26 protein-coding genes and 1 tRNA gene are annotated in these 24984 nt (G+C 64.1%); 17 read left to right on the top strand and 10 right to left on the bottom strand.

Features of this window, described 5'->3' with window-relative positions; all coding sequences use genetic code 11:
- Positions 1-43: 43 nt before the first annotated feature.
- The 6 genes from aroQ (at position 44) to SKA58_RS03030 (ending at position 5894) form a co-directional block, all read left to right on the top strand.
- Positions 44-484, top strand: a complete 441-nt coding sequence (aroQ, locus tag SKA58_RS03055; protein ID WP_009820879.1) for a type II 3-dehydroquinate dehydratase — start codon at positions 44-46, stop codon at positions 482-484.
- A gap of 83 nt (positions 485-567) precedes the next feature.
- Positions 568-1059: an acetyl-CoA carboxylase biotin carboxyl carrier protein gene (gene accB, locus SKA58_RS03050; protein ID WP_009820878.1), complete on the top strand. Its 492-nt coding sequence runs from the start codon at positions 568-570 to the stop codon at positions 1057-1059.
- 14 nt (positions 1060-1073) lie between these two features.
- Positions 1074-2426 (top strand): acetyl-CoA carboxylase biotin carboxylase subunit, encoded by a 1353-nt coding sequence (gene accC, locus SKA58_RS03045; RefSeq protein ID WP_009820877.1) that lies wholly within the window; start codon positions 1074-1076, stop codon positions 2424-2426.
- Positions 2423-2767 carry an arsenate reductase family protein gene (locus SKA58_RS03040; protein ID WP_009820876.1) on the top strand — a complete coding sequence of 115 codons (345 nt, stop codon included), beginning with the start codon at positions 2423-2425 and terminating at the stop codon, positions 2765-2767. The genes accC and SKA58_RS03040 overlap by 4 nt, the downstream gene beginning before the upstream one ends.
- A 27-nt stretch (positions 2768-2794) precedes the next feature.
- Positions 2795-5077 carry an FdhF/YdeP family oxidoreductase gene (locus SKA58_RS03035; RefSeq protein ID WP_009820875.1) on the top strand — a complete coding sequence of 761 codons (2283 nt, stop codon included), beginning with the start codon at positions 2795-2797 and terminating at the stop codon, positions 5075-5077.
- 55 nt (positions 5078-5132) lie between these two features.
- Positions 5133-5894 (top strand): ParA family protein, encoded by a 762-nt coding sequence (locus tag SKA58_RS03030; RefSeq protein WP_009820874.1) that lies wholly within the window; start codon positions 5133-5135, stop codon positions 5892-5894.
- 15 nt (positions 5895-5909) lie between these two features.
- Here the strand turns inward: SKA58_RS03030 and SKA58_RS03025 are convergent, their stop codons facing one another.
- Positions 5910-7670 (bottom strand): fatty acyl-AMP ligase, encoded by a 1761-nt coding sequence (locus SKA58_RS03025; RefSeq protein WP_009820873.1) that lies wholly within the window; start codon positions 7668-7670, stop codon positions 5910-5912.
- Between the two features lie 149 nt (positions 7671-7819).
- Between SKA58_RS03025 and SKA58_RS03020 the strand changes: the two genes are divergently transcribed.
- Positions 7820-8344 (top strand): regulatory protein RecX, encoded by a 525-nt coding sequence (locus tag SKA58_RS03020; protein ID WP_037542060.1) that lies wholly within the window; start codon positions 7820-7822, stop codon positions 8342-8344.
- Between the two features lie 258 nt (positions 8345-8602).
- Here SKA58_RS03020 and SKA58_RS03015 read toward each other — a convergent pair whose 3' ends face one another.
- On the bottom strand, positions 8603-9388 hold the full coding sequence (locus SKA58_RS03015) for a TerC family protein (protein ID WP_037542498.1): 786 nt from the start codon (positions 9386-9388) through the stop codon (positions 8603-8605).
- A 150-nt stretch (positions 9389-9538) separates the two neighbouring features.
- Between SKA58_RS03015 and SKA58_RS03010 the strand changes: the two genes are divergently transcribed.
- The 3 genes from SKA58_RS03010 (at position 9539) to SKA58_RS03000 (ending at position 13853) form a co-directional block, all read left to right on the top strand.
- On the top strand, positions 9539-10447 hold the full coding sequence (locus SKA58_RS03010; RefSeq protein ID WP_009820870.1) for a tetratricopeptide repeat protein: 909 nt from the start codon (positions 9539-9541) through the stop codon (positions 10445-10447).
- 106 nt (positions 10448-10553) lie between these two features.
- Positions 10554-11576, top strand: coding sequence for a class 1 fructose-bisphosphatase (locus SKA58_RS03005; RefSeq protein ID WP_009820869.1), 1023 nt, complete (start codon positions 10554-10556; stop codon positions 11574-11576).
- A 330-nt stretch (positions 11577-11906) separates the two neighbouring features.
- Positions 11907-13853 (top strand): acyltransferase family protein, encoded by a 1947-nt coding sequence (locus SKA58_RS03000; RefSeq protein ID WP_009820868.1) that lies wholly within the window; start codon positions 11907-11909, stop codon positions 13851-13853.
- On the opposite strand, the gene SKA58_RS02995 is transcribed toward SKA58_RS03000, so the two are convergent.
- Positions 13786-14679 carry an N-formylglutamate amidohydrolase gene (locus tag SKA58_RS02995; protein ID WP_009820867.1) on the bottom strand — a complete coding sequence of 298 codons (894 nt, stop codon included), beginning with the start codon at positions 14677-14679 and terminating at the stop codon, positions 13786-13788. The two genes, SKA58_RS03000 and SKA58_RS02995, sit on opposite strands and share 68 nt — an antisense overlap.
- Before the next feature lie 141 nt (positions 14680-14820).
- On the opposite strand from SKA58_RS02995, the gene cpdR reads away from it, so the two are divergent.
- The gene (cpdR, locus tag SKA58_RS02990) at positions 14821-15198 is read left to right on the top strand and encodes a cell cycle two-component system response regulator CpdR (protein WP_009820866.1); all 378 of its coding nucleotides are present in this window, start codon (positions 14821-14823) and stop codon (positions 15196-15198) included.
- Positions 15199-15204: 6 nt separating this feature from the next.
- On the opposite strand, the gene SKA58_RS02985 is transcribed toward cpdR, so the two are convergent.
- Entirely contained in the window at positions 15205-16536 is a 1332-nt protein-coding gene (locus SKA58_RS02985) for a dicarboxylate/amino acid:cation symporter (RefSeq protein ID WP_009820865.1), read from the bottom strand.
- A 130-nt stretch (positions 16537-16666) separates the two neighbouring features.
- Between SKA58_RS02985 and SKA58_RS02980 the strand changes: the two genes are divergently transcribed.
- Positions 16667-16741 (top strand) — tRNA-Val (locus tag SKA58_RS02980).
- A gap of 62 nt (positions 16742-16803) precedes the next feature.
- Here the strand turns inward: SKA58_RS02980 and SKA58_RS02975 are convergent.
- Entirely contained in the window at positions 16804-17061 is a 258-nt protein-coding gene (locus tag SKA58_RS02975; RefSeq protein ID WP_037542493.1) for a hypothetical protein, read from the bottom strand.
- A gap of 140 nt (positions 17062-17201) precedes the next feature.
- On the opposite strand from SKA58_RS02975, the gene SKA58_RS02970 reads away from it, so the two are divergent.
- Entirely contained in the window at positions 17202-17828 is a 627-nt protein-coding gene (locus SKA58_RS02970; protein WP_009820863.1) for a 5'-methylthioadenosine/S-adenosylhomocysteine nucleosidase, read from the top strand.
- 27 nt (positions 17829-17855) lie between these two features.
- Here the strand turns inward: SKA58_RS02970 and SKA58_RS02965 are convergent, their stop codons facing one another.
- The 4 genes from SKA58_RS02965 to petA all read right to left on the bottom strand — a co-directional run bounded on the left by SKA58_RS02965 (position 17856) and on the right by petA (position 21230).
- A complete protein-coding gene (locus tag SKA58_RS02965; RefSeq protein WP_009820862.1) occupies positions 17856-18392 on the bottom strand; it encodes an adenine phosphoribosyltransferase in 537 nt (178 codons plus the stop codon).
- 76 nt (positions 18393-18468) lie between these two features.
- Positions 18469-19317: a cytochrome c1 gene (locus SKA58_RS02960; protein WP_009820861.1), complete on the bottom strand. Its 849-nt coding sequence runs from the start codon at positions 19315-19317 to the stop codon at positions 18469-18471.
- A 14-nt stretch (positions 19318-19331) separates the two neighbouring features.
- Complete coding sequence (locus tag SKA58_RS02955; RefSeq protein ID WP_037542058.1) at positions 19332-20651, bottom strand: cytochrome b; 1320 nt, start codon at positions 20649-20651, stop codon at positions 19332-19334.
- 12 nt (positions 20652-20663) lie between these two features.
- Positions 20664-21230, bottom strand: a complete 567-nt coding sequence (petA, locus tag SKA58_RS02950) for a ubiquinol-cytochrome c reductase iron-sulfur subunit (protein WP_021228750.1) — start codon at positions 21228-21230, stop codon at positions 20664-20666.
- Between the two features lie 193 nt (positions 21231-21423).
- Between petA and SKA58_RS02945 the strand changes: the two genes are divergently transcribed.
- From SKA58_RS02945 to SKA58_RS02935, 3 genes are read left to right on the top strand one after another with little or no spacing between them, the layout of a single operon-like run.
- Entirely contained in the window at positions 21424-21894 is a 471-nt protein-coding gene (locus SKA58_RS02945) for a tRNA (cytidine(34)-2'-O)-methyltransferase (RefSeq protein ID WP_009820858.1), read from the top strand.
- Positions 21891-22775, top strand: a complete 885-nt coding sequence (hemF, locus tag SKA58_RS02940; protein WP_009820857.1) for an oxygen-dependent coproporphyrinogen oxidase — start codon at positions 21891-21893, stop codon at positions 22773-22775. The genes SKA58_RS02945 and hemF overlap by 4 nt, the downstream gene beginning before the upstream one ends.
- A 5-nt stretch (positions 22776-22780) precedes the next feature.
- Positions 22781-23380 (top strand): GNAT family N-acetyltransferase, encoded by a 600-nt coding sequence (locus tag SKA58_RS02935; RefSeq protein ID WP_037542488.1) that lies wholly within the window; start codon positions 22781-22783, stop codon positions 23378-23380.
- On the opposite strand, the gene SKA58_RS02930 is transcribed toward SKA58_RS02935, so the two are convergent.
- On the bottom strand, positions 23362-24156 hold the full coding sequence (locus SKA58_RS02930) for a glycerophosphoryl diester phosphodiesterase membrane domain-containing protein (RefSeq protein ID WP_009820855.1): 795 nt from the start codon (positions 24154-24156) through the stop codon (positions 23362-23364). The two genes, SKA58_RS02935 and SKA58_RS02930, sit on opposite strands and share 19 nt — an antisense overlap.
- A 79-nt stretch (positions 24157-24235) precedes the next feature.
- Here SKA58_RS02930 and lipB point away from each other — a divergent pair, with 79 nt between their 5' ends.
- Positions 24236-24931: a lipoyl(octanoyl) transferase LipB gene (gene lipB / locus SKA58_RS02925; RefSeq protein ID WP_009820854.1), complete on the top strand. Its 696-nt coding sequence runs from the start codon at positions 24236-24238 to the stop codon at positions 24929-24931.
- Positions 24932-24984 lie beyond the last annotated feature (53 nt).

Here is a 24984-nt window from a genome sequence, read left to right as displayed (position 1 = left end):
GCGGCCCTGCCTCCGCCGCAACATCTGAAAAAGGGGACCGGACGTGGCCGACGCGCGCAAAATCTATGTGCTCAATGGGCCCAATCTTAACATGCTCGGCACGCGCGAGCCGGAGATTTACGGCTATGACACGCTCGACGACATCGCCCAGCGCATGGAGGACGCGGCCAATCGCGCCCATGTGGAAATCGACTTCCGCCAGTCCAATCACGAAGGCCATCTGGTCGACTGGTTGCAGGAAGCCCATGCGGAAGGCGCGCATGCCGTCATCATCAATCCCGGTGCCTACACCCACACGTCCATCGCGCTGCATGACGCGATAAAAGGCATCAGCGTGCCGGTAATCGAAATTCACCTGTCCAACCCGCATGCGCGTGAGCCTTTCCGCCACAAAAGCTATGTCGGCATGGCGGCGAAGGGCACGATCGCAGGCTTTGGCCCCATGTCCTACATGCTGGCGCTGGAAGCCGCGCTGGAATTATGATCCGACGCACGAAAGTTGCGCTTTGGCGTAAATACGCATAGGCGCTGGCGCCAGAAACAATATTCACCGGCCAGGGACTTCACATGACCGATAATCAGGAAAAGGGCGCAATGCAGGTCGATGTTCAGCTCGTGCGGGACCTTGCCGCCCTGCTCGACGACACCAACCTCACCGAGATCGAGGTGGAGGATGGCGACCGCAAGATTCGCGTCGCGCGCAAGGCCGGCGGCGCGGCTGCCGCTGTCTATGCGCCCGCGCCTGCCGCCCCGGCGGCCGCTGCGCCTGCCCCCGCCGCCGCGCCGGCTGCGCCTGCCGTTGCGCCCGAAGGCGCGCTGCCGCCCGGCACCCTGGTCAAATCGCCGATCGTGGGCACCGCCTATCTGTCCGCCGAACCGGGCGCCGCGCCCTTCGCACGCGTGGGATCGCAAGTGCAGGCCGGCGACACCGTCCTGATCGTCGAAGCGATGAAGGTCATGAACGCCATCGCCGCGCCGGTGTCCGGCACGGTCAAGACGGTGCTGGTCGATAATGGCCAGCCGGTCGAATATGACCAGCCGCTGATCGTGATCGAATAAGGCGCGCGACGATCATGGGCATTGAAAAGCTGCTGATCGCCAATCGCGGCGAGATCGCGCTCCGCATCCACCGCGCCTGCCATGAAATGGGCATCAAGACGGTCGCGGTGCACTCCACCGCCGACGCCGACGCCATGCATGTGCGCCTGGCCGACGAGGCGATCTGCATCGGCCCGCCGGCGGCCAAGGACAGCTATCTGAACGTTGCGGCGATCATATCGGCGGCGGAAATCTCGGGCGCGGACGCGATCCATCCGGGCTATGGCTTCCTGTCCGAAAACGCCAAATTCGCCGAGATCGTCGAAGCGCATGGGCTGGCCTTCGTCGGCCCCAAGCCCGAACATATCCGCACCATGGGCGACAAGATCGAAGCCAAGCGCACCGCCGGCGCGCTGGGCCTGCCGCTTGTCCCCGGTTCCGACGGCGCGGTCAGCGACCTTGAGGACGCCAAGGCGATCGCGGAGAAGGCGGGCTATCCCGTCATCATCAAGGCGGCTTCGGGCGGCGGCGGGCGCGGCATGAAGGTGTGCACCTCTCCCGACAGCCTCGAAACGCTGATGCAGCAGGCGGGCAGCGAGGCAAAGGCAGCCTTTGGCGACGCCACTGTCTATATCGAAAAATATCTCGGCAATCCGCGCCATATCGAAATCCAGGTGTTCGGCGACGGCAATGGCAACGCCATCCATCTGGGCGAGCGCGATTGTTCGCTCCAGCGTCGCCACCAGAAGGTTCTGGAGGAAGCGCCCTCCCCCGTGCTGAGCCAGGCCGAACGCGAACGCATCGGCGGTGTGTGCGCGAAAGCGATGGCCGACATGGGCTACCGGGGTGCTGGCACCATCGAGTTCCTTTGGGAAAATGGCGAATTCTACTTCATCGAGATGAACACCCGGCTTCAGGTCGAACATCCGGTGACGGAGATGATCACCGGCCTTGACCTGGTGCGCGAACAGATCCGCGTCGCGGAGGGCAAGCCGCTGTCGGTGGCGCAGGAGGACATACGCTTCACCGGCCATGCCATCGAATGCCGCATCAATGCCGAAGACCCGCGCACCTTCGCGCCATCGCCCGGCACCGTCACCAGCTATCACGTTCCCGGCGGCATGCATGTCCGCGTCGATAGCGGCCTGTATCAGGGCTATAAGGTGCCGCCTTATTATGACTCCATGATCGGCAAACTGATCGTCTACGGTCGCACCCGCGAAGGCGCGATCATGCGCCTGCGCCGCGCGTTGGAGGAATATGTGATCGAAGGGATGAAGACGACCATCCCGCTGCATCAGGCGCTGCTGACCGATCCCGATTTCCTCAACGGCGACTATACGATCAAGTGGCTGGAGGAGTGGTTGGCGCGGGAAGACGCGGCATGAAGGCCACCATCTGGCACAATCCCAAATGCGGCACGTCGCGCAAGACGCTCGCCATCCTGGAAGAAACGCCGGGCGTCGATGTCGAGGTGATCGAGTATCTCAAGACGCCCTATAGCCGCGACAAAATCACGCAGTTGATCGCCGACGCCGGCATGACCCCGGCCGACGCGATCCGCACCATGGGCACTGATGCGGAAGAACGCGGTCTCCCCGCGATGGCCCCCGACGCGATCCTGGATGCAATGGCGGCCAATTCTGCCTATGTGAATCGTCCCTTCGTCGAAACCGACAAGGGCGTGCGCTTCTGCCGACCGCAGGACAAGGTGCGCGAAATACTCTAGGCGGCACGCGGGCAAAGGCACGGCATCATGGCGCAGGACGGTCCGAAAATCGACGATGATGCGCCGGTGCCGGGCGTTGCCCCCTATGACGGACCGGCGGGCGGCTGGGGCGCGCTGCGCGGCGTGGCCGTCGCGATCAAGGACCAGATGGGGGCCAGCGCCGACACCCGCGCCCTGCTTCAGATGAACCAGCCGGACGGCTTCGATTGTCCCGGCTGCGCCTGGCCCGACCCGCGCCACACATCCTCCTTCGAATTTTGCGAAAATGGCGCGAAGGCCGTCACATGGGAAGCGACGCCCAAGCGCGTCGACCCGGATTTCTTCGCGAGCCACAGCGTATCGGACCTATGGGACTGGAGCGACCACCGGCTGGAGGATGCCGGTCGTCTCACCCATCCGCTGCGCTATGATCCGGCAACCGATCATTATGTCCCGATCGGCTGGGACGAGGCGATGGCGCAGATCGGGGCAGGTCTCAACGCGCTCGACCATGCCGACAGGGCAGAATTCTACTGTTCGGGGCGCGCCTCCAACGAAGCGGCCTTTCTCTATCAGTTGTTCGCCCGCGCCTTTGGCACCAACAATTTCCCCGATTGCTCCAACATGTGTCATGAGGCGACGAGCGTCGGCCTCGCCAAATCGATCGGCCTTGGCAAGGGGTCGGTGACGCTGGAGGATTTCGACCATGCCGATGCGATCTTCTGCATCGGCCATAATCCGGGCACCAACCATCCGCGCATGCTTTCGACACTGGCGGCGGCGGCCAAGCGCGGCGCGCCGATCATCGTCGCCAATCCGATGCGTGAACGGGGCCTGGAACGCTTCAAGTCGCCCCAGCACCCCACCGAAATGCTGGCCCCCGGCGCGACGCGGCTGGCGTCGGCCTATCATCAGGTGAGGGTCGGCGGCGACCTGCCGATGGTGCAGGGAATCATGAAGGCCCTGTTCGCCGCCGATGCCGCCGACCTGGCGGCCGATGGCGCGGGCCTGATCGACCGCACCTTCATCGCCGAGCATACCGTCGGTTATGAAGCCCTGCGCGCCGAGGTGGAGGCGCAGGACTGGGCCGCGCTCGAACAGGGCAGCGGCCTCACCCGCGCGGCGATGGAAAGCATGGCGCAGGTCTATGCCAAGGCCCGCAATGTCATCATCTGCTATGGCATGGGCATCACCCAGCATCGGCACGGCACGCAAAATGTGCAGCAGATCGCCAATATGTTGCTGCTGCGCGGCAATTTCGGCCGTCCGGGGGCGGGCATCTGCCCCTTGCGCGGTCACAGCAATGTGCAGGGCGACCGCACCGTCGGCATCACCGAAGCACCCGGCGAAGACATGCTGGCCCGGCTTGATGCCCGCTTCGGCATCACCAGCCCGCGCAAACATGGCCATAACGCGGTCGATGCTCTGGCGGCGATGGCATCGGGCGAGGCGCGCGCGCTCATCGCGCTGGGCGGCAATCTCGCCGTCGCCATGCCCGACCCGCAGGCCTGTTTCGCCGCCTTCCGCAAACTCGACTTGGCCGTCCATATTCTCACCAAATTCAACCGCTCCTGCCTGCTCCCCGCGCGCGAAACCATCATCCTCCCCTGCCTTGGCCGCACCGAACTCGACATGCAGGCGGGCGGCCCGCAATGGGTTACGGTGGAAGACAGCATGTCGATGGTCCACGCCTCGCACGGGCGGCTCAAGCCAGCCTCGGACGATCTGAAATCGGAACCCGCCATCGTCGCCGCCATGGCGAAGGCGACGTTGCCCGCCAGCCCGATCGACTGGGACGGCTTGGTCGCCGATTATGACCGCATCCGCGACGGGATCGCCGCGGTCTATCCCGACTTCCATGATTTCAACCAGCGCGTCCGCGTGCCCGGCGGCTTCCGCCTGACCGTCGGCCCATCCCAGCGCCACTGGCCCACGCCCGATGGCAAGGCGCATTTACTGACCGCTGGGGACGCGCCCGCGCAGGACGACCGGCTGATGCTCGCGACCATCCGCAGCCACGATCAATATAACACAACCATCTATGGCCTCAATGACCGCTATCGCGGCATCACTGGCCGCCGGGACATCCTGTTCATGAACGCCGCCGATATGGATCGGCTGGGCATCGCTCATGGCGACCGCGTCGATGTGGTGGCTGCGCCCGACCGCATCCTGCGTGGTCAAACCGCGATCCATCATGACATCGCCGCCGGATCTGTCGCTGCCTATTATCCCGAAGCCAATGGCCTGCTGCCGCTCGACGCGCATGACCGGCAAAGCGGGACGCCCGCCTACAAGACGATACCTGTCGATATCCGCCCGGCTGCGTAACGATCATGGCAATTTGCGGCTTGCTTTGACGCACGGAGGCCCTAGCTTCCGCGCCATGGCAAAGGGCAGCACGCAAAAAGCAGCATCGGCGACGGTCGCGGTCTACAGCCTGAAGGGGGGGGTCGGAAAAACGACGGTTTCCGTCAACCTCGCCTGGGCGTCGGCCTCTATTTCCAAACGGCGCACCCTGCTCTGGGATCTCGATCCGCAAGCGGCGTCCAGCTGGCTCCTGTCGACCGACCAGACCAGCCGCGACGCGGCGCAGGCCATCTTCAGCAAGGATGTCGAGGTCAAAAAGCTGATCCAGCCGTCCACCGTTCCGGGGCTGGACCTGATCGCCGCCGACACCTCGCTGCGCGGCCTCGATCACCTGTTCCGCGAAATGGACAAGAAGAAGCGGCTGGCCAAGCTGATCGAAAGCCTGGGCCGCGACTATGACCGCATCATTCTCGATTGCCCGCCGGGCCTTACCGAAACCAGCGAACAGGTGCTGCGCGCCGCCGACCTTATCGTGATTCCGGTCATTCCTTCGCCCCTCTCCCAGCGGGCAATGGGCGAAGTCGCGCGCTATCTCGTCCAGCGCGGCGGCGCCCATGCGCCGATCCTGCCGGTCTATTCGATGGTCGATCGCCGCCGCAGCCTGCATCGCGCCGCGCTGGAAAGCCAGACCGGCTGGCCCGCCATTCCCATGGCCAGCACAATCGAGCAGATGACCGTGCGCCGCAAGCCGCTGGGTGCCTTCGCGCCGGCATCGCCCTCGGCGCAGGCCTTCGCGTCGCTCTGGACGCAGGTCGAACGGCAACTGAGCGGGCGCTAAGGCGCGACCTGCGGGTCAGGCGGCGATGTCGTAGGGCCGGATTTCACCGGTCAGATACAGGTTGCGCGCCTTCGACCGGCTGAGCTTCCCCGATGACGTGCGCGGCAAGGTGCGCGGCGGCACCAGTTCGACCACGCAGTTCATGCCCGTGATCGCCCGCACCCGCTCGCGGATCTGGTCGCGCAAGCGCGATCGTTCCTCGTTGTCCGACGTGCGGCAATGAACCAGCACAGCGGGCGCTTCCTCGCCGCCGGGCGTCGTGATCGCGAAGGCGGCGATGTCGCCCTGCTTGAAGCCGGGCAGTTGCTCGACCGCCCATTCGATATCCTGCGGCCAGTGATTCTTGCCGTTGATGATGATCATGTCCTTGGCGCGGCCGACGATATAGAGATAGCCGTCGCTCAGATATCCCATGTCGCCGGTGTCGAGCCAGCCGTCGGCCATGCAGGCGTCGGTTGCCTCCTGATCGCGGAAATAGCCGACCATCAGGCTGGGGCCAGTGGTCCACACCTTGCCGATCTGCCGCTCGTTCATCAGGCCGCCATCCTCGTCGCGGATTTCCACGACCATGTCCTTGGCCGGCTTGCCGCAATTGACGATGGAGCGGAAACGCTGCGGCCGGCCTTCGGGCGCGGCGCCGCCCGACAGGTCGGTTTCCTCGACCAGTTCGACGATGATCCCCTCGCCCGGCGGCATGATGGTGACGGCCAGCGTCGCTTCAGCGAGGCCATAGCTCGGCAGGAACGCCTTGGGGCTGAACCCCGCGTCGGCAAAGGCATCCACAAAGCTCTGCATCACGTCGGGGCGGATCATGTCCGCGCCATTGCCCGCCAGCCGCCAGCGCGACAGGTCGAACCGGTCGGCCGCCTTGGTCTGGCTCGACATGCGCCGCGCGCAAATGTCGTAGCCAAAGGTCGGCGAATAGCTGATCGAGGTGCCCTCGTTCCGGCTGATGAGGTCGAGCCACGCCAGCGGGCGACGGGCGAAATCCTCGGTCTTCATGTAATCGGTCGACACCTGGTTGGCGACGACTGACAGGAAGCAGCCGACCAAGCCCATGTCATGATACCAGGGCAGCCAGCTGATGCATCGGTCGCTGTCCTGCACCTCCATGCCGTGGCTGTGGGCCGACAGATTGGACAGCAGCGCATGATGCGTCACCGCAACGCCATGCGGGAAACGGGTCGACCCGCTCGAATATTGCAGATAGGCGATCTCTTCGGGCTGCGCCTGCGGCAAGTCGCACGGCACCGCCTCGCGCGCGATGAAATCCTCGAAAGCGATGCTTTCGACCGCCTTTTGCCGGCCCGATTCGCCCGCCATCTCCTCCAGTTCCTTGGGGAACAGGAACAGCATCGGGTCGCAGCTTGTCAGTTGGACATTGAGCTGGTCGATATAGCTTTCCTTGCCGCCAAAGCTGGTCGGCAGAGGCAGCGGCACCGGCCAGGCGCCGGCATAGACGATACCGAAAAAGAGCATCGCGAAATCCGCCCCGGTTTCCGCTACCAACGCCACCCGGTCCTGCGGCTTGACGCCATGGGCGATCAGCCGGTGGGCGCAGGCGATCGCGTCGGCGCGCAACGCGCTGAACGGATAGGGGCGCGCCAGATTGCCGCGCGCATCATGGAAATTCAGGCCCCGCTTGCCCTGCGCGGCATAGTCCAGCGCTTCGCCCAGCGTCCCGAAATCGGAGAAGCGGCGCGGCAGATCATCAGTGGTCGGCGTCGGTGCCATCATCTCTTGCGAACCCGTCATATTGGTTTCACCCAATGTCATAAAATTTGTCAAAGGGCCGCCGCTAGCAGCTTTGGCGGCCCCATGCACCGGATAGTTGCATTCCAGCCTGGCTTTCTAGCCCATAAGGCGCGGTAAAATTCCGGCCCGACTGTGGCATAAACATGGCGCATCAGCCATGCTGGCGCGGTATGACCGGCAAACGCCCCCCTCCGCCGCTCGATGAGGATGCGCTGCGCGAACTGGCGCTGCGCCATGTGGCCCGCTTCGCGACCAGCCGGGGCAAGCTGCTCGCCTATCTCAACCGCAAGCTGCGCGAACGCGGCTGGGCGGGCGAGCGCCCGGCCGACCCACAGGCGCTGGTCGATCGCTTCGCCGACCTCAACTATATCGACGATGCAGCCTATGCCGTGATGAAAAGCGCGTCACTGGTACGGCGCGGCTATGGCGCGCGCCGCGTGGGCGAGGCGCTGCGCGCCGCCGGCATAGCGGAGGAAGACCGGGAGCAGGCCGACGCGCAGACCGCCCGCGACGCCTGGGCGGCGGCCGATCGCTTCGCCCGCCGCAAGCGCATCGGCCCCTATGCGACCGCCCCGCTCGATCCCAAACAGCGCGAAAAGGCGATCGCCGCCTTTCTGCGCGCGGGCCACGCCTATGCGCTGGCGCGCCGCTGGGTCGACGCCGCCCCCGGCGAAGTGATGGAAGAGGACGAATAGGCCTCCTCCCGGCGTTTCGACCCGGCACCGGAAACCCGCCTTACCTCTCTCGCCACAGCCCCCTTCCAATGTAGGATTTTCTTTGATCTACCCTGATCGATGAAGCCCTGCCCGCCTCATATAACCACGCCCGCGCCCACGCAGCCCCGTGTCGCTTCCCTGTCGCGTCGTGGTCGCTTCGCAGGCGCGTTGTGGTCGCTTCAACCCCGAAAAGCCCGACAACCGTGTGAACTTCGCTACGCCCGTCACCATCCGGGCTCAGGCGTCGCCCTTGCGCATCTTCGCCCGCCGCGCGAAGATGTTAAGCACCTCGACCAGCGTCGAAAAGGCCATGGCCGCGTAGATATAGCCCTTGGGCACATGCACGCCAAAGCCGTCGGCGATCAGCACCGCGCCGATCATCAGCAGGAAGCCGAGCGCCAACATGACGACGGTCGGGTTGCGCGCGATGAAATTGGCCAGCGGATCGGCCGCGATCAGCATCACCGTCACCGCCACGATCACGGCGATATACATGACCGCCAGATTGTCGGTCATGCCCACCGCCGTCAGGATCGAATCCAGCGAAAAGATCATGTCGAGCAGGATGATCTGCACGATGGCGCTGCCGAAACTCATCGTGACCGCGCTCTTCTTGTCCAGCACATCGTCGCCGCCATGCGGGTCGACATTGTGATGGATTTCCTTGGTCGCCTTCCAGATCAGGAACAGGCCGCCGGCAATCAGGATCATGTCCCGCCAGGAAAATTGCGTCTCGAATGTCGGCGCGCCATGGCTGTCGAGCGGCCCGCGCCAGCCAAGATCGAATACGGGCTGCGTCAGGCCCACGATCCACGCGATCATCGACAGCAACACCAGTCGCATCGCCAGCGCCAGCCCGATGCCGATGCGCCGCGCCTTGGGCCGCTGCGCCTCAGGCAGTTTGTTGGTCAGGATGGAAATGAAGACGAGATTGTCGATTCCCAGCACCACCTCCATCACCACCAGCGCGATCAACGCGGCCAGGGCGGTGGGATCGGTAAAGGCGGTGACGAGACTGTCCATGATGCTCCCCTGATTGTCCGACAACGCCACTGTTTCGGATCGGCAACGTATCGAAACGGCGATGACGCCTTATCGTTCCTCTGTTGCTGCTTGATGCCGGAACGCCGAGTTTATAAGGCTGGCACATCATTATCCGGGGGGATTTTTCCGATGCGTTTCATGTTCACGCTGGCGGGCCTTGGCCTTGCCTTGTCCATTTCTGCGCCGGGAAAAGCCGAGGTCTTTGAGATGGACGGCCATTTTCCCGCGCCCTTCCGCGAAGTCAGCCTGGCGCGCAGCATCGGCATCGACCGGATCGGCGGGCGTGACGGCATGGCCCTGTCGCTGGCCCTGGAACGGTTGTTGAGCAGGCGCGGCCCGGACGGCCGCCCCCATTTCGACCTCATTGCCCTGTCGCGCAACGGGCCGGACGCCGAAGCCATCGTCAGCGGCATGGCAGACGCCACCATCCGCAAGAGTGACGTCAAGCGCACGGTCGAGGAATGTGCGGACAAGCAGGCCAGCATCTGCCCGAAGAAGGAAAAGGTCGACATCACCTGCACGCAGGAAGTCGTCAGCTTCTCCTCCACCCTGCGGGTCGCGCGCCCGGACGATGGCCGCATCCTCTATACCCAGACACGGCCGCAATCCGACACGATCGTTACCTGCCCCAAGGACAAGAGCCCGCGCCATCCCAAGGACAGCATCGACCGGATGGTGCGCACGGCGGCGGATCGTTTCGTGGACGATATCGTACCGCGCCACGAACGCTACCGCATCCGCCTGCGGGAAGGGCGCGACGGCATGGACAAGGCGATGGGCCAGGCGTTCAGGGACAGCATTCGCCTGTCGCAGCGCGATCCGGCCGCCGCCTGCGCGCAATGGGATGGGATGAACCGCGATCGCCCCGGCCATCCCTCGCTGCTCTTCAACCTTGGCCTGTGCGCGGAACGGGACAGCGACTATGCGCAGGCCGAGCGCCTTTATGCTCAGGCGGGCAAGGCACAGGAGGATATCGACCGGGTGCGCGATCTGACCATCGGACGCGAAGACGCGCAGGCGCGCGCGGCCGATCAGTAAGGCGCGTGCTGGACTTGAACGCGGCGCTACCGTAGCGACGGCCTGTCCGCATCGACCTTGCGGACATCGACCGATAGTCTTTCACCCCTTTGCCAGAGGCGGGCCAATGACCAGAACCACCCTCACGCGTTTTCTGATCGAACAACAGCGCAACGCCAATGCCCTGCCCGCCGAATTGCGGCTGCTGATCGAAACGGTCGCCCGCGCCTGCAAGACGATCAGCCACGCCGTCAGCAAAGGCGCGCTGGGCGAAGTGTTGGGCAGCCTGGACAGCGAAAATGTGCAGGGCGAAGTGCAGAAGAAGCTGGACGTCATTGCCAACGAACTGCTGCTCGACGCCAATGAATGGGGCGGGCACCTGGCGGCGATGGCGTCGGAAGAGATGGAAACCATCTATCCTATCCCCAACCGCTATCCCAAGGGCGAATATCTGATGCTGTTCGACCCCATTGACGGGTCCAGCAATATCGATGTCGACCTGTCGGTCGGCACGATCTTCTCGGTGCTCAAGGCCCCCGAAGCCTGCGCCGGGCGCGATGTGACGGAGGAGGATTTTCTCCAGAACGGCCGGCATCAGGTCGCTGCCGGCTACGCCATCTATGGCCCGCAGACGTTGCTGGTGCTCAGCGTCGGCACCGGCGTCTATGAATTCACGCTGGACCGGGAAGTGGGCAGCTGGGTCATGACCGACCCCGACATGAAGATGCCCCAGGGCAAATGCGAATTTGCGATCAACATGTCCAACCGCCGCCAATGGTCGCCGGGTGTCGAACGCTATATCGACGAACGGGTGATGGGCGCCAAGGGACCCTGCGGCAAGGATTACAATATGCGCTGGACCGCCTCCATGGTGGCCGACGTGCACCGCATCCTCAAGCGCGGCGGCATCTTCATGTATCCCTATGATCATCGCACACCCGGCAAAGCCAAGCTGCGTCTGATGTATGAAGCCAATCCCATGGCCTATCTGATCGAACAGGCCGGCGGCGCGGCGAGCGACGGCTTCATGCCGATCATGGACGTCGCCGCGCGAGGGCTGCACCAGCGCGTGGGCGTGGTGCTGGGCGACACGGCCGAGGTCGAGGCCGTGGTCGCTTATGGTCGTGAAACCGAAGCCTTGGTGAACTGACAGGAAAATGATGGGGGAGAGCGCTGATCGAAAAGCGCTCGATCCCCCAGCCATGCCGCGCCTGCCGGTCTTACCGGCGGCTCCTCTCCAGAAACTGTTTTAGTGACGCGGCATGTGCGGGATTCGCTTACTCCAGCGCGATGACAAAAAAAAGGCTGATCCGAAGATCAGCCGATAAGTTTTTAGGAGAGGATGCCTGAAAGGCACAGCCCTTGTGACCCTGCGAAGGATTCTTCGCAACTGCGAAGAGCGATGGGCCGGTTGCAAAGCATGCAATCATGCGCTGGCGTGAAAGCAATTGGCAGGGCTTTTGAGGATATAGGGACGCCGATGCACGGACCAGTTCCCATAGCGGCGACAGACCATCCCCAGCGCTACCGCCGCGACATCGACGGCCTGCGCGCGCTCGCCATCCTCCCGGTGCTGCTGTTTCACGCCCATGTGCCCGGATTTTCCGGCGGCTATGTGGGCGTGGACATCTTCTTCGTCATATCAGGCTATCTCATCACCGGCATTCTCGCCCGCGACATTGATTGCGGGCAGTTTTCGCTGATCCGCTTCTATGAACGTCGCTTCCGCCGGATCATCCCCGCACTGGCGCTCATGATAGTCGTGACGCTGGCGGTCTCCGCCTGGCTCTACTTTCCCGGCGATCTGGAGGGGGTGCCCCGGTCTGCGCTCGCCGCAACGTTGTTCGCCTCCAATCTATGGTTCTTCACCGACACCGGCTATTTCGCCGGCGGCGCGGACGTAAAGCCGCTGCTCCACACCTGGTCGCTTGCCGTGGAGGAACAATATTATATTGGCTTCCCGCTGCTGCTGATGCTGCTGGCCCGCTACGCACCGCGCTGGCGCACCGCCGCGCTGGCGACGTTTGCCGCCCTATCGCTGGCGCTCGCCATCCTGATGCAGCGGGATACGAGCGGTTTTACCTTCTACCTGCTGCCGACCCGCGCCTGGGAATTATTTGCCGGGGCCTTGCTGGCGATCGGCGCGGTCCCATCCATTCGCGGCCGTTTGGTTGCCGAAGCGCTGGTATGGAGCGGTCTGTTGGCGATCGCCCTGCCCGTCACGCTGTATGACCGCACCACCATCTTTCCGGGGCTCACCGCCCTGCCCCCCGTGCTTGGCGCGGCGGTTCTGCTTCATGGCGCGCCAGGCACAAGCGTCGGGCGGCTTCTTTCCCAACCGCCGCTCGTTGGCATCGGCCTTCTCTCCTATTCGCTCTATCTCTGGCACTGGCCGCTGATCGTCTTTGTCGAATATGCGACCGACGCGCCGCTATCGGGAGGACTGCGATTAGGCGTAATCGCTGCCGCCCTGGCCCTTGCCTACCTATCCTGGCGCTATGTCGAGCGGCCATTCCGCGATCGCTCGCGCATTTCGGACAAGGGAATATTTCGCTTCACCGCCGTCGCCATCCTGCTGCTGTGCCTGGCATCGGGCGGACTGATGGCGGTGGGCGGATGGCCGTCGCGCTTCTCCGCGCCGGTGCTGGCACAAATCGCGGGACGCAATGATTTCAGCCCGGCGCGCAAACGATGCCATGACACCTATATGCGCGGCGCACCGCCTTGCATATCGGGAGCGCGGGTCCACCCCGACGCCATGCTCTGGGGCGACAGTCATGGGGTGGAGCTGGCCTATGCCCTGTCGCTGGAAGCCAAGGCGCAGGGCCGTGCGCTGGTCCAGCGCACCACCTCCAGCTGCCCGCCGGTCCTGGGCTATGACGGCAGGGATCCGCGCTGCGCCGCCGCCAATCGCGCCGCCTTCGCCGCGCTGCGCGCCGATCCGGCCTTACGCCGCATCTATCTGATCGCCTTCTGGGCCAATGGCGACTTCGACGCGCCCGACTTCGTTGCCAAGCTTGACCTGACAATCGCCATGATCCGGCGCGAAGGTCGGCAGGTCGTGCTGATCGGCCCGGTGCCGCCCCAGCCCTTCGACGTTCCCCGCCACCTTGCCCATCTCGCGCGCGCCGGGCGGCTGGATGAGGCGCGCGGGGTCAGCCGCGCGGGGGTGGAGGCACGCACACCCCATCTGCGCGCCCTCTTCAGCCGCTGGCAGCAACGCGGCGTGATGCTGATCAGTCCGCTTCAGGCGCTCTGCGCATCAGGCGCCTGCGCCATCGCGGCGGACGGCAAGCCACTCTATTTCGATTCGCATCATTTGAGCGTTGCCGGCGCGCTGCGCGTGGTCCGCGACGGGGCTATTCCGCCGCCAGCGCATAGCCAGCGCGCGGCAATTCCACCGCCAGCGCCTCGGCCAGGTCGGTGACCAGAGCCTGCATCTGCGCCACGCCTGGCCCAGGGCCTTCCAGCCCCGCATCGAGATAAAGCTGGCGGTCTATCTCCACCTGCAAGCCATGCAGCCCCCGATCAGGACGGCCGTGCCGCTCCAGCAGATAATCGCCGGCATAAGGGTGGTTCTGCGCAACGCCCACGCCATGGCTTTGCGCAATCTCGGCGGCGAGCGCCATCAACTGGCTGGACGCGCTGCGACCAAAGCGGTCCCCCAGCACGATGCCCGGCGGCGTCTGCCCCGCGCCCGGCGGCGGCAGCGGCGGCATGGAATGAAGGTCGATCAGGATGGCATGGCCATACGCATCCCGTGTCGCCGTCATCAGGCGCGCAAGCGCGGCATGGTAGGGCCGATGGACAGTCTCGATCCGCCGCTGCGCCTCCAGCCAGGGCATGGGCCGCAGCCACAATTCGCTGGCGCCGGGCATCCGGCGGGGCAAAAGGCCAAGGCCACCGCGCAGTTTCGCGCTGCTGTGCCAGCCCGCATCGTGTGGCGGATCGGCGATCATCGCGGGGTCCACCTCTCGCTCGTGACGGTTGAGGTCGATCATCGCGCGCGGCGCCCGTGCAACCAGCACGGAAAAGCCCTTCGCGATCAAAGGCCGTGCAAGCAGATCAACCCCGCGATCCTCCAGCCGTCGCAGCATGGCGGGCCGCACGCGGGCGGCGGCCAAAAGGGAATCAGGGTAATCACGGCCCGAATGGGGCACAGAAAGGATGACGGGACGGTCTGGCAGGTCCGGACCGAAAAGGTCGAAGGCGGTGTTACGCACAGACGGAACTGGCAGCACGTCTTCGTTCAAGGCGGCTCCTTTCACCCGATCCGCGAAATTGGTTACCCGGCTGGATAATCTTTACACCTTGTCGCATATAAGCGGGCTTCGCGCCACCCTGTCGGCGGCGTGCACGCTGGCAATGCGCCGGACGGACCGATGTTGGGGGCAATGATTCGCATTCTACTGGCCGAAGATGATGAGAGCATGCGCGTCTATCTTGCCCGTGCTCTGGAACGATCGGGATATGAGGTCGTCGCCGTCGCGACCGGCACGCAAGCCGTGCCCTATATCGATTCCGACCGGTTCGATCTGCTGCTGACGGATATCGTCATGCCTGAAATGGACGGCATCGAACTGGCTCAGCATGCAGCACAGGTCGCGCCGGACATGCGCATCATGTTCATCACCGGCTTTGCCGCCGTCACGCTCAAGGCCGGCAAGGCGGTGCCGCAGGCCAAGGTATTGTCCAAGCCGTTCCACCTGCGCGACCTGGTGCTGGAGGTCGAGCGCATGTTTGGTAGCGAGAGCCTTTCGGGCCAGAGCTGACCCGCATCAATCGGGCACGACTTCCTGCATGTCGGGCGTTGGGTCGAGCGGGATGCCGGCCATAGCCGCGGTGAAGCGCTCGCGATCCAGCCCCTTTTCCCACACCGACACCACCACCGTCGCCACCGCATTGCCGACGAAGTTGGTAAGGCTGCGGCATTCGCTCATGAAGCGATCGACGCCCAGGATCAGCGTCATGCCCGCGACCGGCACCGACGGCACGATCGACAGCGTTGCCGCCAGCGTGATGAACCCCGCGCCCGTCACCCCGGCCGCCCCCTTGGACGAAATCATCGCGACCAGCAGCAGCAGGATCTGCTCTTCCAGACTGATATGCACATTGCAGGCCTGGGCGATGAACAGGGCGGCCAGCGTCATGTAGATATTGGTGCCATCCAGATTGAAGCTGTAGCCGGTCGGCACTACCAGTCCGACGACCGACTTGCGGCATCCCGCCCGCTCCATCTTCTCGATCAGGCTGGGCAGTGCCGCTTCGGACGAGGATGTGCCGAGCACCAGCAGCAGTTCCGCCTTCAGATAGCGGATCAGGTGCAGGATATTGAACCCCACCGCCCAGCAGACCGCACCCAGCACCACCAGCACGAACAGCAGGGACGTCAGATAGAATGTCGCGACCAGCCCCGCGAGGTTGGCAAGCGTGCCCACGCCATATTCGCCGATGGTGAAAGCCATCGCCCCGAACGCGCCGATCGGCGCGGCCTTCATCAGGAAGCCGACCAGCTTGAAGACCGCGTGGCTCGCCGATTCCAGCACCGTCATCAGCGGCGCGGCCTTGTCGCCGATCATGGTCAGCGCAATGCCGAACAGGATCGCGACGAACAGCACTTGCAATATGTTGCCGTCGGCGACCGCCGACACCATGGTCGCCGGGATGATGCTCATCAGGAAACCGGTCAGCGTGCGCTCGTGCGCCTGATGCGCGTAATCGGCGACTTTTCCGGCATCGAGCGTCGCGGGGTCGATGTTGAGCCCGGCGCCCGGCTGCACGACATTGGCGACGATCAGCCCGACGATCAGCGCCAGCGTCGAAAAGGTCAGGAAATAGCCAAATGCCTTGGCCGCCACACGCCCAATGGCACCCAGTTCCTTCATGCCGGCAATGCCGGTCACGATCGTGAGGAAAATCACCGGCGCGATGATCATTTTCACCAGCTTGATGAAGGCTTCTCCCAGCGGCTTGAGTTGGACGCCGGCGTCGGGAAAGAAATGGCCGATTGCCACGCCGAGCGCGATGGCGACCAAAACCTGGACATAGAGCTGACGGTAGAATGGCAGACGCGGCGCCGTCTGAATGGGCGAGGATGGCGATGGCATCATGATGAAGTGGCGTCCCCCTGTTTGCGTTGCAGCATATGGGACCCCCCTTCGCTGTCCAGAAGAATGTGCGCCTTGCCTAAATAACCGCTTGCGCGGCCCGACGCCCCCGGCTATTGGCCCCCTCCACGGCGGGCGTGTAGCTCAGTGGTAGAGCACTGTGTTGACATCGCAGGGGTCGCAAGTTCAATCCTTGCCACGCCCACCATGAAAAGCCTCGCGGCCATCGGTCGCGAGGCTTTTTTTATTCAGTCGCGACTGAAGCCGTATTCAGGGCACCTGCTTCTTCATCGCGTCGAGCATGAAGCGCCAGACATTGGCGGCATCCTGCGCATAGGCGCGTTCATCGCTGTCCGGACTGATATAGCGGGTGACGCCCGCCCCTGCTTCCTTCATATAGTCGCTAGGTTCATGGATGGCGTCGAGCACCGCGCGAACCTGCGGCAGGCAAGCCTGCCAATCCGCGTCATCCTGTGTTTGACCCTGCATCTGGCACAAAGCGCGGGCAGCGCGTTCGATCGGCGTCATGTCTGGCTCCTGCTGGCACTGAGGTTCTTTCGCATCTGACGCGGCGGACATGGGGAAGGCAAGCGAAAAGCCGTGCATTGGCGTTTCGCTTGGTCATCCGCCTCGCTTAAGAGCAAGCCTGATAGACGAAGAGGACGAGCATGGTGGAATGCGAGATGATCGCGGGCAGGCGCGTCCTGTTCGTCATGGCGGTGGACGCTGAATATGGCCCCCATCTCAAAGCGCGTTTCACGCCGCTGCTGACCGGCGTCGGCCCGATCGAGGCGGGGATTGCAATGGGGGCGACGCTTCATTCTCTGGAGGCGCGGGAGTCTCTGCCCGACCTTGTCGTATCGCTCGGGTCAGCGGGATCGCGCCGCTGCCCACTGGGAGAGATTTTCCAGATCACCAGCGTCTCCTGGCGCGACATGGATGCCACCCGCCTTGGCTTTCCCAAGGGCGTGACGCCGATGGTCGATCATCCGGTGGATATTCCGCTCGTGACGCCATTGCCGTTGCCGCTGGCGCGCCTGTCCACCGGGGCCAATGTCGTGGGAGGCGAGGATTATGCCGGCATCGACGCCGACATGGTGGACATGGAAAGCTTCGCCATCGCCCGGGCCTGCGCGCGCTATGACGTTCCGCTGATGGGACTGCGCGGCGTGTCGGATGGGCCAGGCGACCTCAATCACATCAACAGCTGGATGGAATTGCTCGGCCTGATCGACGAACGGCTGGCACAGGCGGTGGATTTGCTGCCCGGGGTGCTGGCCTGCACGGACGGCTGATTGGGGGGGCGCTGGCTTTCGTGCGCGCTAGTCGCCGTCGAAAGCGATCAGGGCCTGTGTCGCAACGCCGTCATCCTCCAGCAGCGCCTTGCCGCCAAGATCGGGCAGATCGACGGCGAATAGCGCCATGAGGACGGCAGCCCCCTGTTCGCGCAGCAGTTGCGCCGCTGCGAGAGCGGTGCCACCGGTGGCGATAAGGTCATCGACCAGCACGACCCGCGCGCCCGCCGGCACCTGCCCCTCATGCAGTTCCAGCCGGTCGGTGCCATATTCCAGCACATAGTCGATGCCGACCGTCTTGCCGGGCAATTTACCGGCCTTGCGCACGGGTACGAAGCCCTTGCCCAAGGCAGCAGCGAGCGCCGCGCCCAGGATGAAACCCCTAGCCTCGATCCCGACGATCAGATCCGGGTCCAGCGGCCGGGTGACTGCGACCAGCCGCTGGACCAGTTCGCCAAAGCCCGGACCGTCCGCCAGCAACGTGGTGACATCGCGAAACTGAATGCCCGGCTTGGGAAAGTCCGGGATGGTGCGAATGAGGGCGGTCAGGCTGTCGATGCTCATGGGGCCTCCATAGGCAAAGGGCGCGGCTCCCTCAAGGAACCGCGCCCTGCTTTTGTTGGCGCACTGACAACAGAAGTCAGGCCGCCTTTTTCTTGTCCGCCCAGATATTCTGGTAGGCCATATAGGCAAGGCCGGTGGCGATCAGCAGGAAGACGATCGTCGCAAGCCCGGCGCGACGGCGATTTTCCAGCTTGGGTTCCGCGGTCCAGGTCAGGAACGCCGCAACGTCCTTGGCCATCTGGTCGACCGTCGGCTTGGTGCCGTCCCCATAAGTGACCTGGCCGTCGGCTGTCAGAGGCGGCGCCATCGCCAGATTGAGATTGGCGAAATAAGGGTTGTAGTGCAGCCCCTCCGGCGTCTTGGCGTCAGGGAATTCCCTAAGCAACTCGGCCGGTTGCGGCTGATAGCCGGTGATCAGCGAATAGACATAGGCGCTGCCATGATGGCGGGCCTTGGTCATCAGCGACAAATCCGGCGGGATCGCATTGTTGTTCGCCGCCGCCGCCGCGACATTGTTGGCGAAGGGCTTGGGGAAGTGATCGGCAGGAACCGGATCGCGACCCGTCATTTCGCCCGTCTTGGGATCGACGTCGGGCGTCTTGATCGCCCACTGCTTGGCGATCGCCTTCACTTCCGCCTCATTATAGCCCAGCGCTTCCAGATCGCGGAAGGCCACGAACTTGAGGCTGTGGCAGGCCGAGCAGACTTCTTTGAACACCTGAAAGCCGCGTTGCAGCTGCTGGCGATCATAACGGCCGAAGGGGCCATCGAACGAGAAGGAAACATGCTTGGGCGCCTTGTGGAATTCATGCTCCACGGTCGGCTGCGGCGGGTCCGACACATAGGCGGCCGCGCCGAAAAGGAAGGAGATCAGCAGCCAACCCGCGAAGAAGAGGCCGACGAAAAATGCGCCGATGCGAACCATGATATCGTCTCCCCTTAACCGGCGGTCGAAGGCTGCGGATCGGCGCCCATGCCGGGCAGCGCGTCCTCTTCGCCTTTTATAGTGTGGCGATTAAGCACCGATTCGGTGATCGAGCCGGGCAGCGGCAGCGGCTTTTCGAAGCGCGCAATCAGCGGCAGCACGATCAGGAAGTGGGCGAAATAATAGGCCGCCGCGACCTGGCTGATCATCACATAGGGCTCTTCCGCCGGCGCACCGCCGCAATAGCCCAGGATCAGCACGTCGGCCACCAGGATCCAGAAGAACTTCTTGAACGTCGGGCGGTAATTGCCCGAGCGCACCGGCGAATTGTCGAGCCAGGGCAGGAAGAAGAGCAGCAGGATCGATGCGAACATCGCCAGCACACCCAGCAGCTTGGCAGGCACGAAGAAGAAGTCGACGGTGAAGGCGCGCAGGATCGCGTAGAAGGGCCAGAAATACCATTCGGGCACGATATGTGCGGGCGTCGAAAGCGGGTTAGCCTCGATATAATTGTCCGGGTGGCCCAGATAATTGGGCGCGTAGAACAGCATGATCGAAAAGAGGATCAGGAACACGCCGGCCCCGAACCCATCCTTCGCCGTATAATAGGGGTGGAAGGGCACGGTATCCTGCGGCCCCTTCACCTCGACGCCGGTCGGATTGCTCGATCCTGGAATATGCAGCGCCCAGATGTGCAGGATGATGACGCCTGCGATCACGAAGGGCAGCAGGAAGTGCAGCGAGAAGAAGCGGTTGAGCGACGCGTTGCCCGGCGCGAAACCGCCCAGCAGCCAGGTCTGGATCGGTTCGCCCACGACCGGGATCGCGCCGAACAGGCCGGTGATGACCTTCGCCCCCCAATAGCTCATCTGCCCCCAAGGCAGCACATAGCCCATGAACGCGGTCGCCATCATGAGGAGGAAGATGACGAGGCCTAGCAGCCACACCATCTCGCGCGGCGCCTTGTAGGAGCCGTAGAACAGGCCGCGGAAGATATGGAGATAGACGACGATGAAGAAGAAGCTGGCGCCGTTGGCGTGCGCGTAGCGCATCAGCCAGCCCGAATTGACGTCGCGCATCGTCTGTTCGACGGTGGCGAAGGCGACCAGGTCGTTGGCGCCATAATGCATCGCCATGATGACGCCGGTGACGATCTGAATCATCAGCGCGAGGCCGGCCAGAACGCCGAAATTCCAGAAATAGTTGAGGTTGCGCGGCACCGGATAGCCAGCGCCCACCGCATTGTAGACGAGCCGCGGCAGCGGCAGTTTCTCGTCCATCCACTGCATCACGGGATGCTTGGGAGTATAATGTTCAGCCCATGGAAAGCTCATGACGGTCCCCCCTCAACCCACAAGAATGGCAGTGTCGGAAGTGAACTTGAATTCAGGCACTTCCAGATTCTTGGGGGCAGGCCCCTTACGGATACGGGCGGCGGTGTCGTAGGATGACCCGTGGCAGGGGCAGAAATAGCCGCCATATTCGCCGCGATTCTCGCCCTCGCCCGCGCCCAGCGGCACGCAGCCCAGATGGGTGCAGACGCCCATCGTGATGAGCCACTGCTTCTTGCCATCGACGGTGCGTTCTTCCAGCGTCTGCGGATCGCGCAGCGTGGCGACGTCAACCTTGTCGGCTTCGGCAATTTCCTTGGGCGTCAGATGCCGCACGAACAGCGGCTGCGACCGGAAGGTGGTCTTGATCGCCTGTCCCGGCTGGATCGCCGACAGATCGACCTCGGTCGATGCAAGCGCCAGCACGTCGGCACTGGGGTTCATCTGGTCGATGAGCGGCACGACCACCGCCACGGCGCCCATGCCTGCGAAGCTGACCGCAGCGATATTGATGAAATCGCGGCGGCGCACCTCTTCTCCACCGGATAGAGTTTGTCCGTCAGAATGATCAACGCTCGCCATGCACCTCTACCCTTGCAAGACTTCCCTGTCACACCGCATGCCGTTACCGACGCTGATTATCAAGGGATTTGGGTTGTCAGCCATGGCCGCCCCCACCTTCCCCCCGGTGTGGTTCGCGGGCCTGATAACCGGGAAGCGCGCGCTTTGCCAACCGCTATCTTACTTAGTCTGTTACAAAAGCTTGCGCTGCTCTATGCCGCTGGCCATGCGTATCGCCCTTTACCAACCCGAGATTGCAGGCAATGTCGGCGCGATCCTGCGCCTTGCCGCCTGTCTCGCCGTGCCTGTGGACATCATCATGCCGACCGGATTCGCCTTTTCCGACGCGCGCCTGAAACGGGCCGCGATGGACTATGGCGCGGCGGCTGACGTCACGCGCCACGCCAATTTCGAGACGTTCGACGCCGTTCGCCGCGCGGGGGGGCGACGGCTGCTGCTGATGAGCGCCCATGCCTCACAGCGTTTGCCGGACGTGCGGTTCAAATCCGATGACGTGCTGCTGATGGGATCGGAAAGCGCGGGCGTCCCCGACGATGTGCGCGATCTGGCCGATATTCGCGTGCGCATCCCCATGGCGCCGGGCTTCCGGTCCTTGAACATCGCCGTATCGACCGGCATCGCGGTTGCCGAAGCATTACGCCAGACCGAAGGGTTTCCCGCATGACCAATCCCGTGCCCATCGTCCCCTTCGCGCTCGACGATCGCCAGCAGGCGGCGCGCGGCTGGTTCGAATCGCTGCGGGACCGGATCTGCGCCGAATTTGAATCGATCGAGCGCGAAGCCGACAGCGACGCCGCCTTTGCCTTCATGCCTTGGGACCGCGAGGCTGAAGGCCAGGCGGCGGGCGATGGCGGGGGCGGCGTGCGCGGGGTGATGAAGGGAAAGGTATTCGAAAAGGTGGGCGTCAACGTGTCCACCGTGGGCGGTGAATTCGCCCCCGGCTTTGCCCAGACCATCCATGGCGCGGACGAAAACCCCGCCTTTTTCGCCACCGGCATCAGCCTGGTGGCGCATATGGCCAACCCGCATGTCCCGGCCGTGCACATGAACACGCGCTACCTTGTCACCACGAAAAGCTGGTTCGGCGGCGGCGCGGACCTCAACCCGCCGCTGCCGCGTGAAGAGGATACGGCCCATTTCCACGCCGTGCTGAAAGACGCGTGCGACGCGCATGATCCTGATCATTATCCCCGGTTCAAGGCATGGGCGGACGACTATTTCTTCATCCCCCACCGGGGCGTCCATCGCGGCGTGGGCGGTATTTTCTACGATCATCTCGAATGCGTTGACGACGCAGCGTTCGACGCGAATTTCGCCTTCACCCGCGCGGTCGGCGACGCCTTCCTGGCCGCCTTCCCGCCGATCGTGCGGCGGCGGATGGGAGAGCCATGGAGCGATGCGGACTATCGAACCATGCTGGAATGGCGCGGCCGCTATGCCGAATTTAACCTGGTCCACGACCGGGGAACCTTGTTCGGGCTCAAGACCGGCGGCAATATCGACGCGATCCTGATGAGCCTGCCGCCGATGGCAAGTTGGAGCTGAACGGCATGCCGCTGATGCGGGTCGAACCGGGCATGGTAGCGACGATCGTCACCCATATGGAGATGCGCGCGCGGCCCCGGCCAGCGCCGATCCCGCCCGCGCCGCTGCGGCTCGTCCGCTGGAAGACGCCGGATGCGCAGGCCTATCGCACCCTGTTTCGCCGCGTCGGGACGCCATGGCTGTGGTTTTCACGGCTGGTGATGGCGGACGCGCAATTGCTGGCGATCATCCATGATCCCGCCGTGGAGATTTATGCGGTGACGGACCCGCGCGGGACGGAGATCGGCCTGCTGGAACTCGATTTCCGGTTGATGCCCGATTGCGAGCTGAGCTTCCTTGGTCTCGTCCCCGAACGGACCGGCAAGGGACTGGGTCGCTGGCTGATGGCGCATGCGACGTCGCTCGCCTGGCGCAAGGGGGTCGAACGTTTCTGGGTCCACAGCTGCACGCTCGACAGTCCGGGAGCGCTAGGCTTCTACATGCGCTCAGGCTTTACCCCCTTCGCGCGCGAGATCGAGACGTTCGCCGACCCGCGCCTGGCGGGCATTTTGCCACGCGACGCCGCCCCGCATGTGCCGGTGCTGGATCAGGCCGCCGACGCCTGACGATAGATGCGCGCCAGCATCACTAGCAGATAGACCTGCACCACGGCCGACACCGCCGCCGCAGCAATGCCGCCCGCCAGCCGCGCCCCCTCCGGCCCGGCCAGCAGGCTGCCAAGCAAGCCGAAGATCACCTGCGCCGCCGTCCCCACCAGGGTCGAGAGCAGCATCACGATCACCAGGAAGCCGAAGAGCCGCCAGAAATGGCCGCGCGTCAGCGCCCAGGCGCGGCGCAGCGATTCGACCACGCCGCCGCGCGTGTCGATAACGACCGCATTGAGCAGCACCAGCCGGATGCTGGCAAAGAAGACGATGATCACCGCCGCCAGCCCGAGCAACAATCCCATCACATGCGCCGCCTGTTGCGAGGCCATGGCGAAAATCACACTGACCAGCGCGATCACGACAATGAAAGCGACAATGGCAACGACCACCAGCACCGCCGTGCCCAGCAGCACCGGCAGGCGCGAAAAGCTGAGCCTCAACGCTTCGCCCACGCTGATGCCGGGGCGAAGCGCCAGCGCGAAAAGGGCAAGCGATCCGAACCAGATGATGACGATGCCCAGCAGCATCGACAGGGCAAAGCCGGGCGGCATGGCGGGAATGGCGTCCGCATTGGGCTGGGCGAACCAAGCCTGCAATTGCGGCGGCGTCATTTCCTGAACGATCAGGCCAGGCAGCGCCACGAACAGCAGGGCGACGGGAAACAACAATGTCGCTTCGCGGCGGATGAAGGCGACGGCTTCCTCCCACGCCTTGCCGATGGAGATAGTCGCCATATCTAATCTGCCTGCCTCAAAAGGGGGAAATGCGGGTGGGAGACTTGATCGCTCGCCCGGCCCAAGTCAAGGAAACGCCATGGATCACTCCCTCCCCTTTCCCGACCACATCGAATGGCGCGTCGATGCAGCGCCGGTCGATTATTCAGAGGCGCTGGCCGATATGGAGGCGCGCGCTGCCGCGATCCATGCCGGGGATGCGGGCGAGCGGGTCTGGCTGCTGGAGCATCCGCCGCTCTATACGGCCGGAACCAGCGCCGACCCGGCCGAACTGATCGACCCGCGCTTTCCCGTGCACGATGCCGGGCGCGGCGGGCGCTACACCTATCATGGACCGGGGCAGCGGATCGGTTATCTCAACATCGACCTGAGCGCGCGAGGCAAGGATGTGCGCAATTTCGTCCATCATCTCGAAGGCTGGATGATCGCGACGCTCGGCGAGCTTGGCATTGCGGCGCGGCGGGCGGAGGGCCGCATCGGCATCTGGACCGACGACCGCGACGGACGGGAAGCAAAGATCGGCGCGCTCGGCATCCGGGTCCGGCGCTGGGTGACGCTGCATGGCTTTTCCATCAACGTCGATCCTGATCTGTCGCATTTTGCCGGCATCGTGCCCTGCGGCATCAGCGATTATCCCGTGACCAGCATCGCCGCGCTGGGTGGCAACGCGTCCATGGCTGCGCTCGATGGTGCGCTCAAAAGCCATTTCCCGGCCTTTCTCAGCCGCTTGTCGCGCTGCGGCTCAGGGCTTGAGCAATGCGAGGCCGCCCGCTAGGGTCCTGTGCTTTCACCGGCGGGGGATGCCGGGTATCGACGCGATGTTCAAGG

Origin of the sequence: Sphingomonas sp. SKA58, assembly GCF_000153545.1 — a bacterium.
GTDB lineage: Bacteria > Pseudomonadota > Alphaproteobacteria > Sphingomonadales > Sphingomonadaceae > Sphingobium > Sphingobium soli.
This window is presented reverse-complemented; position numbering and strand designations above follow the sequence as displayed.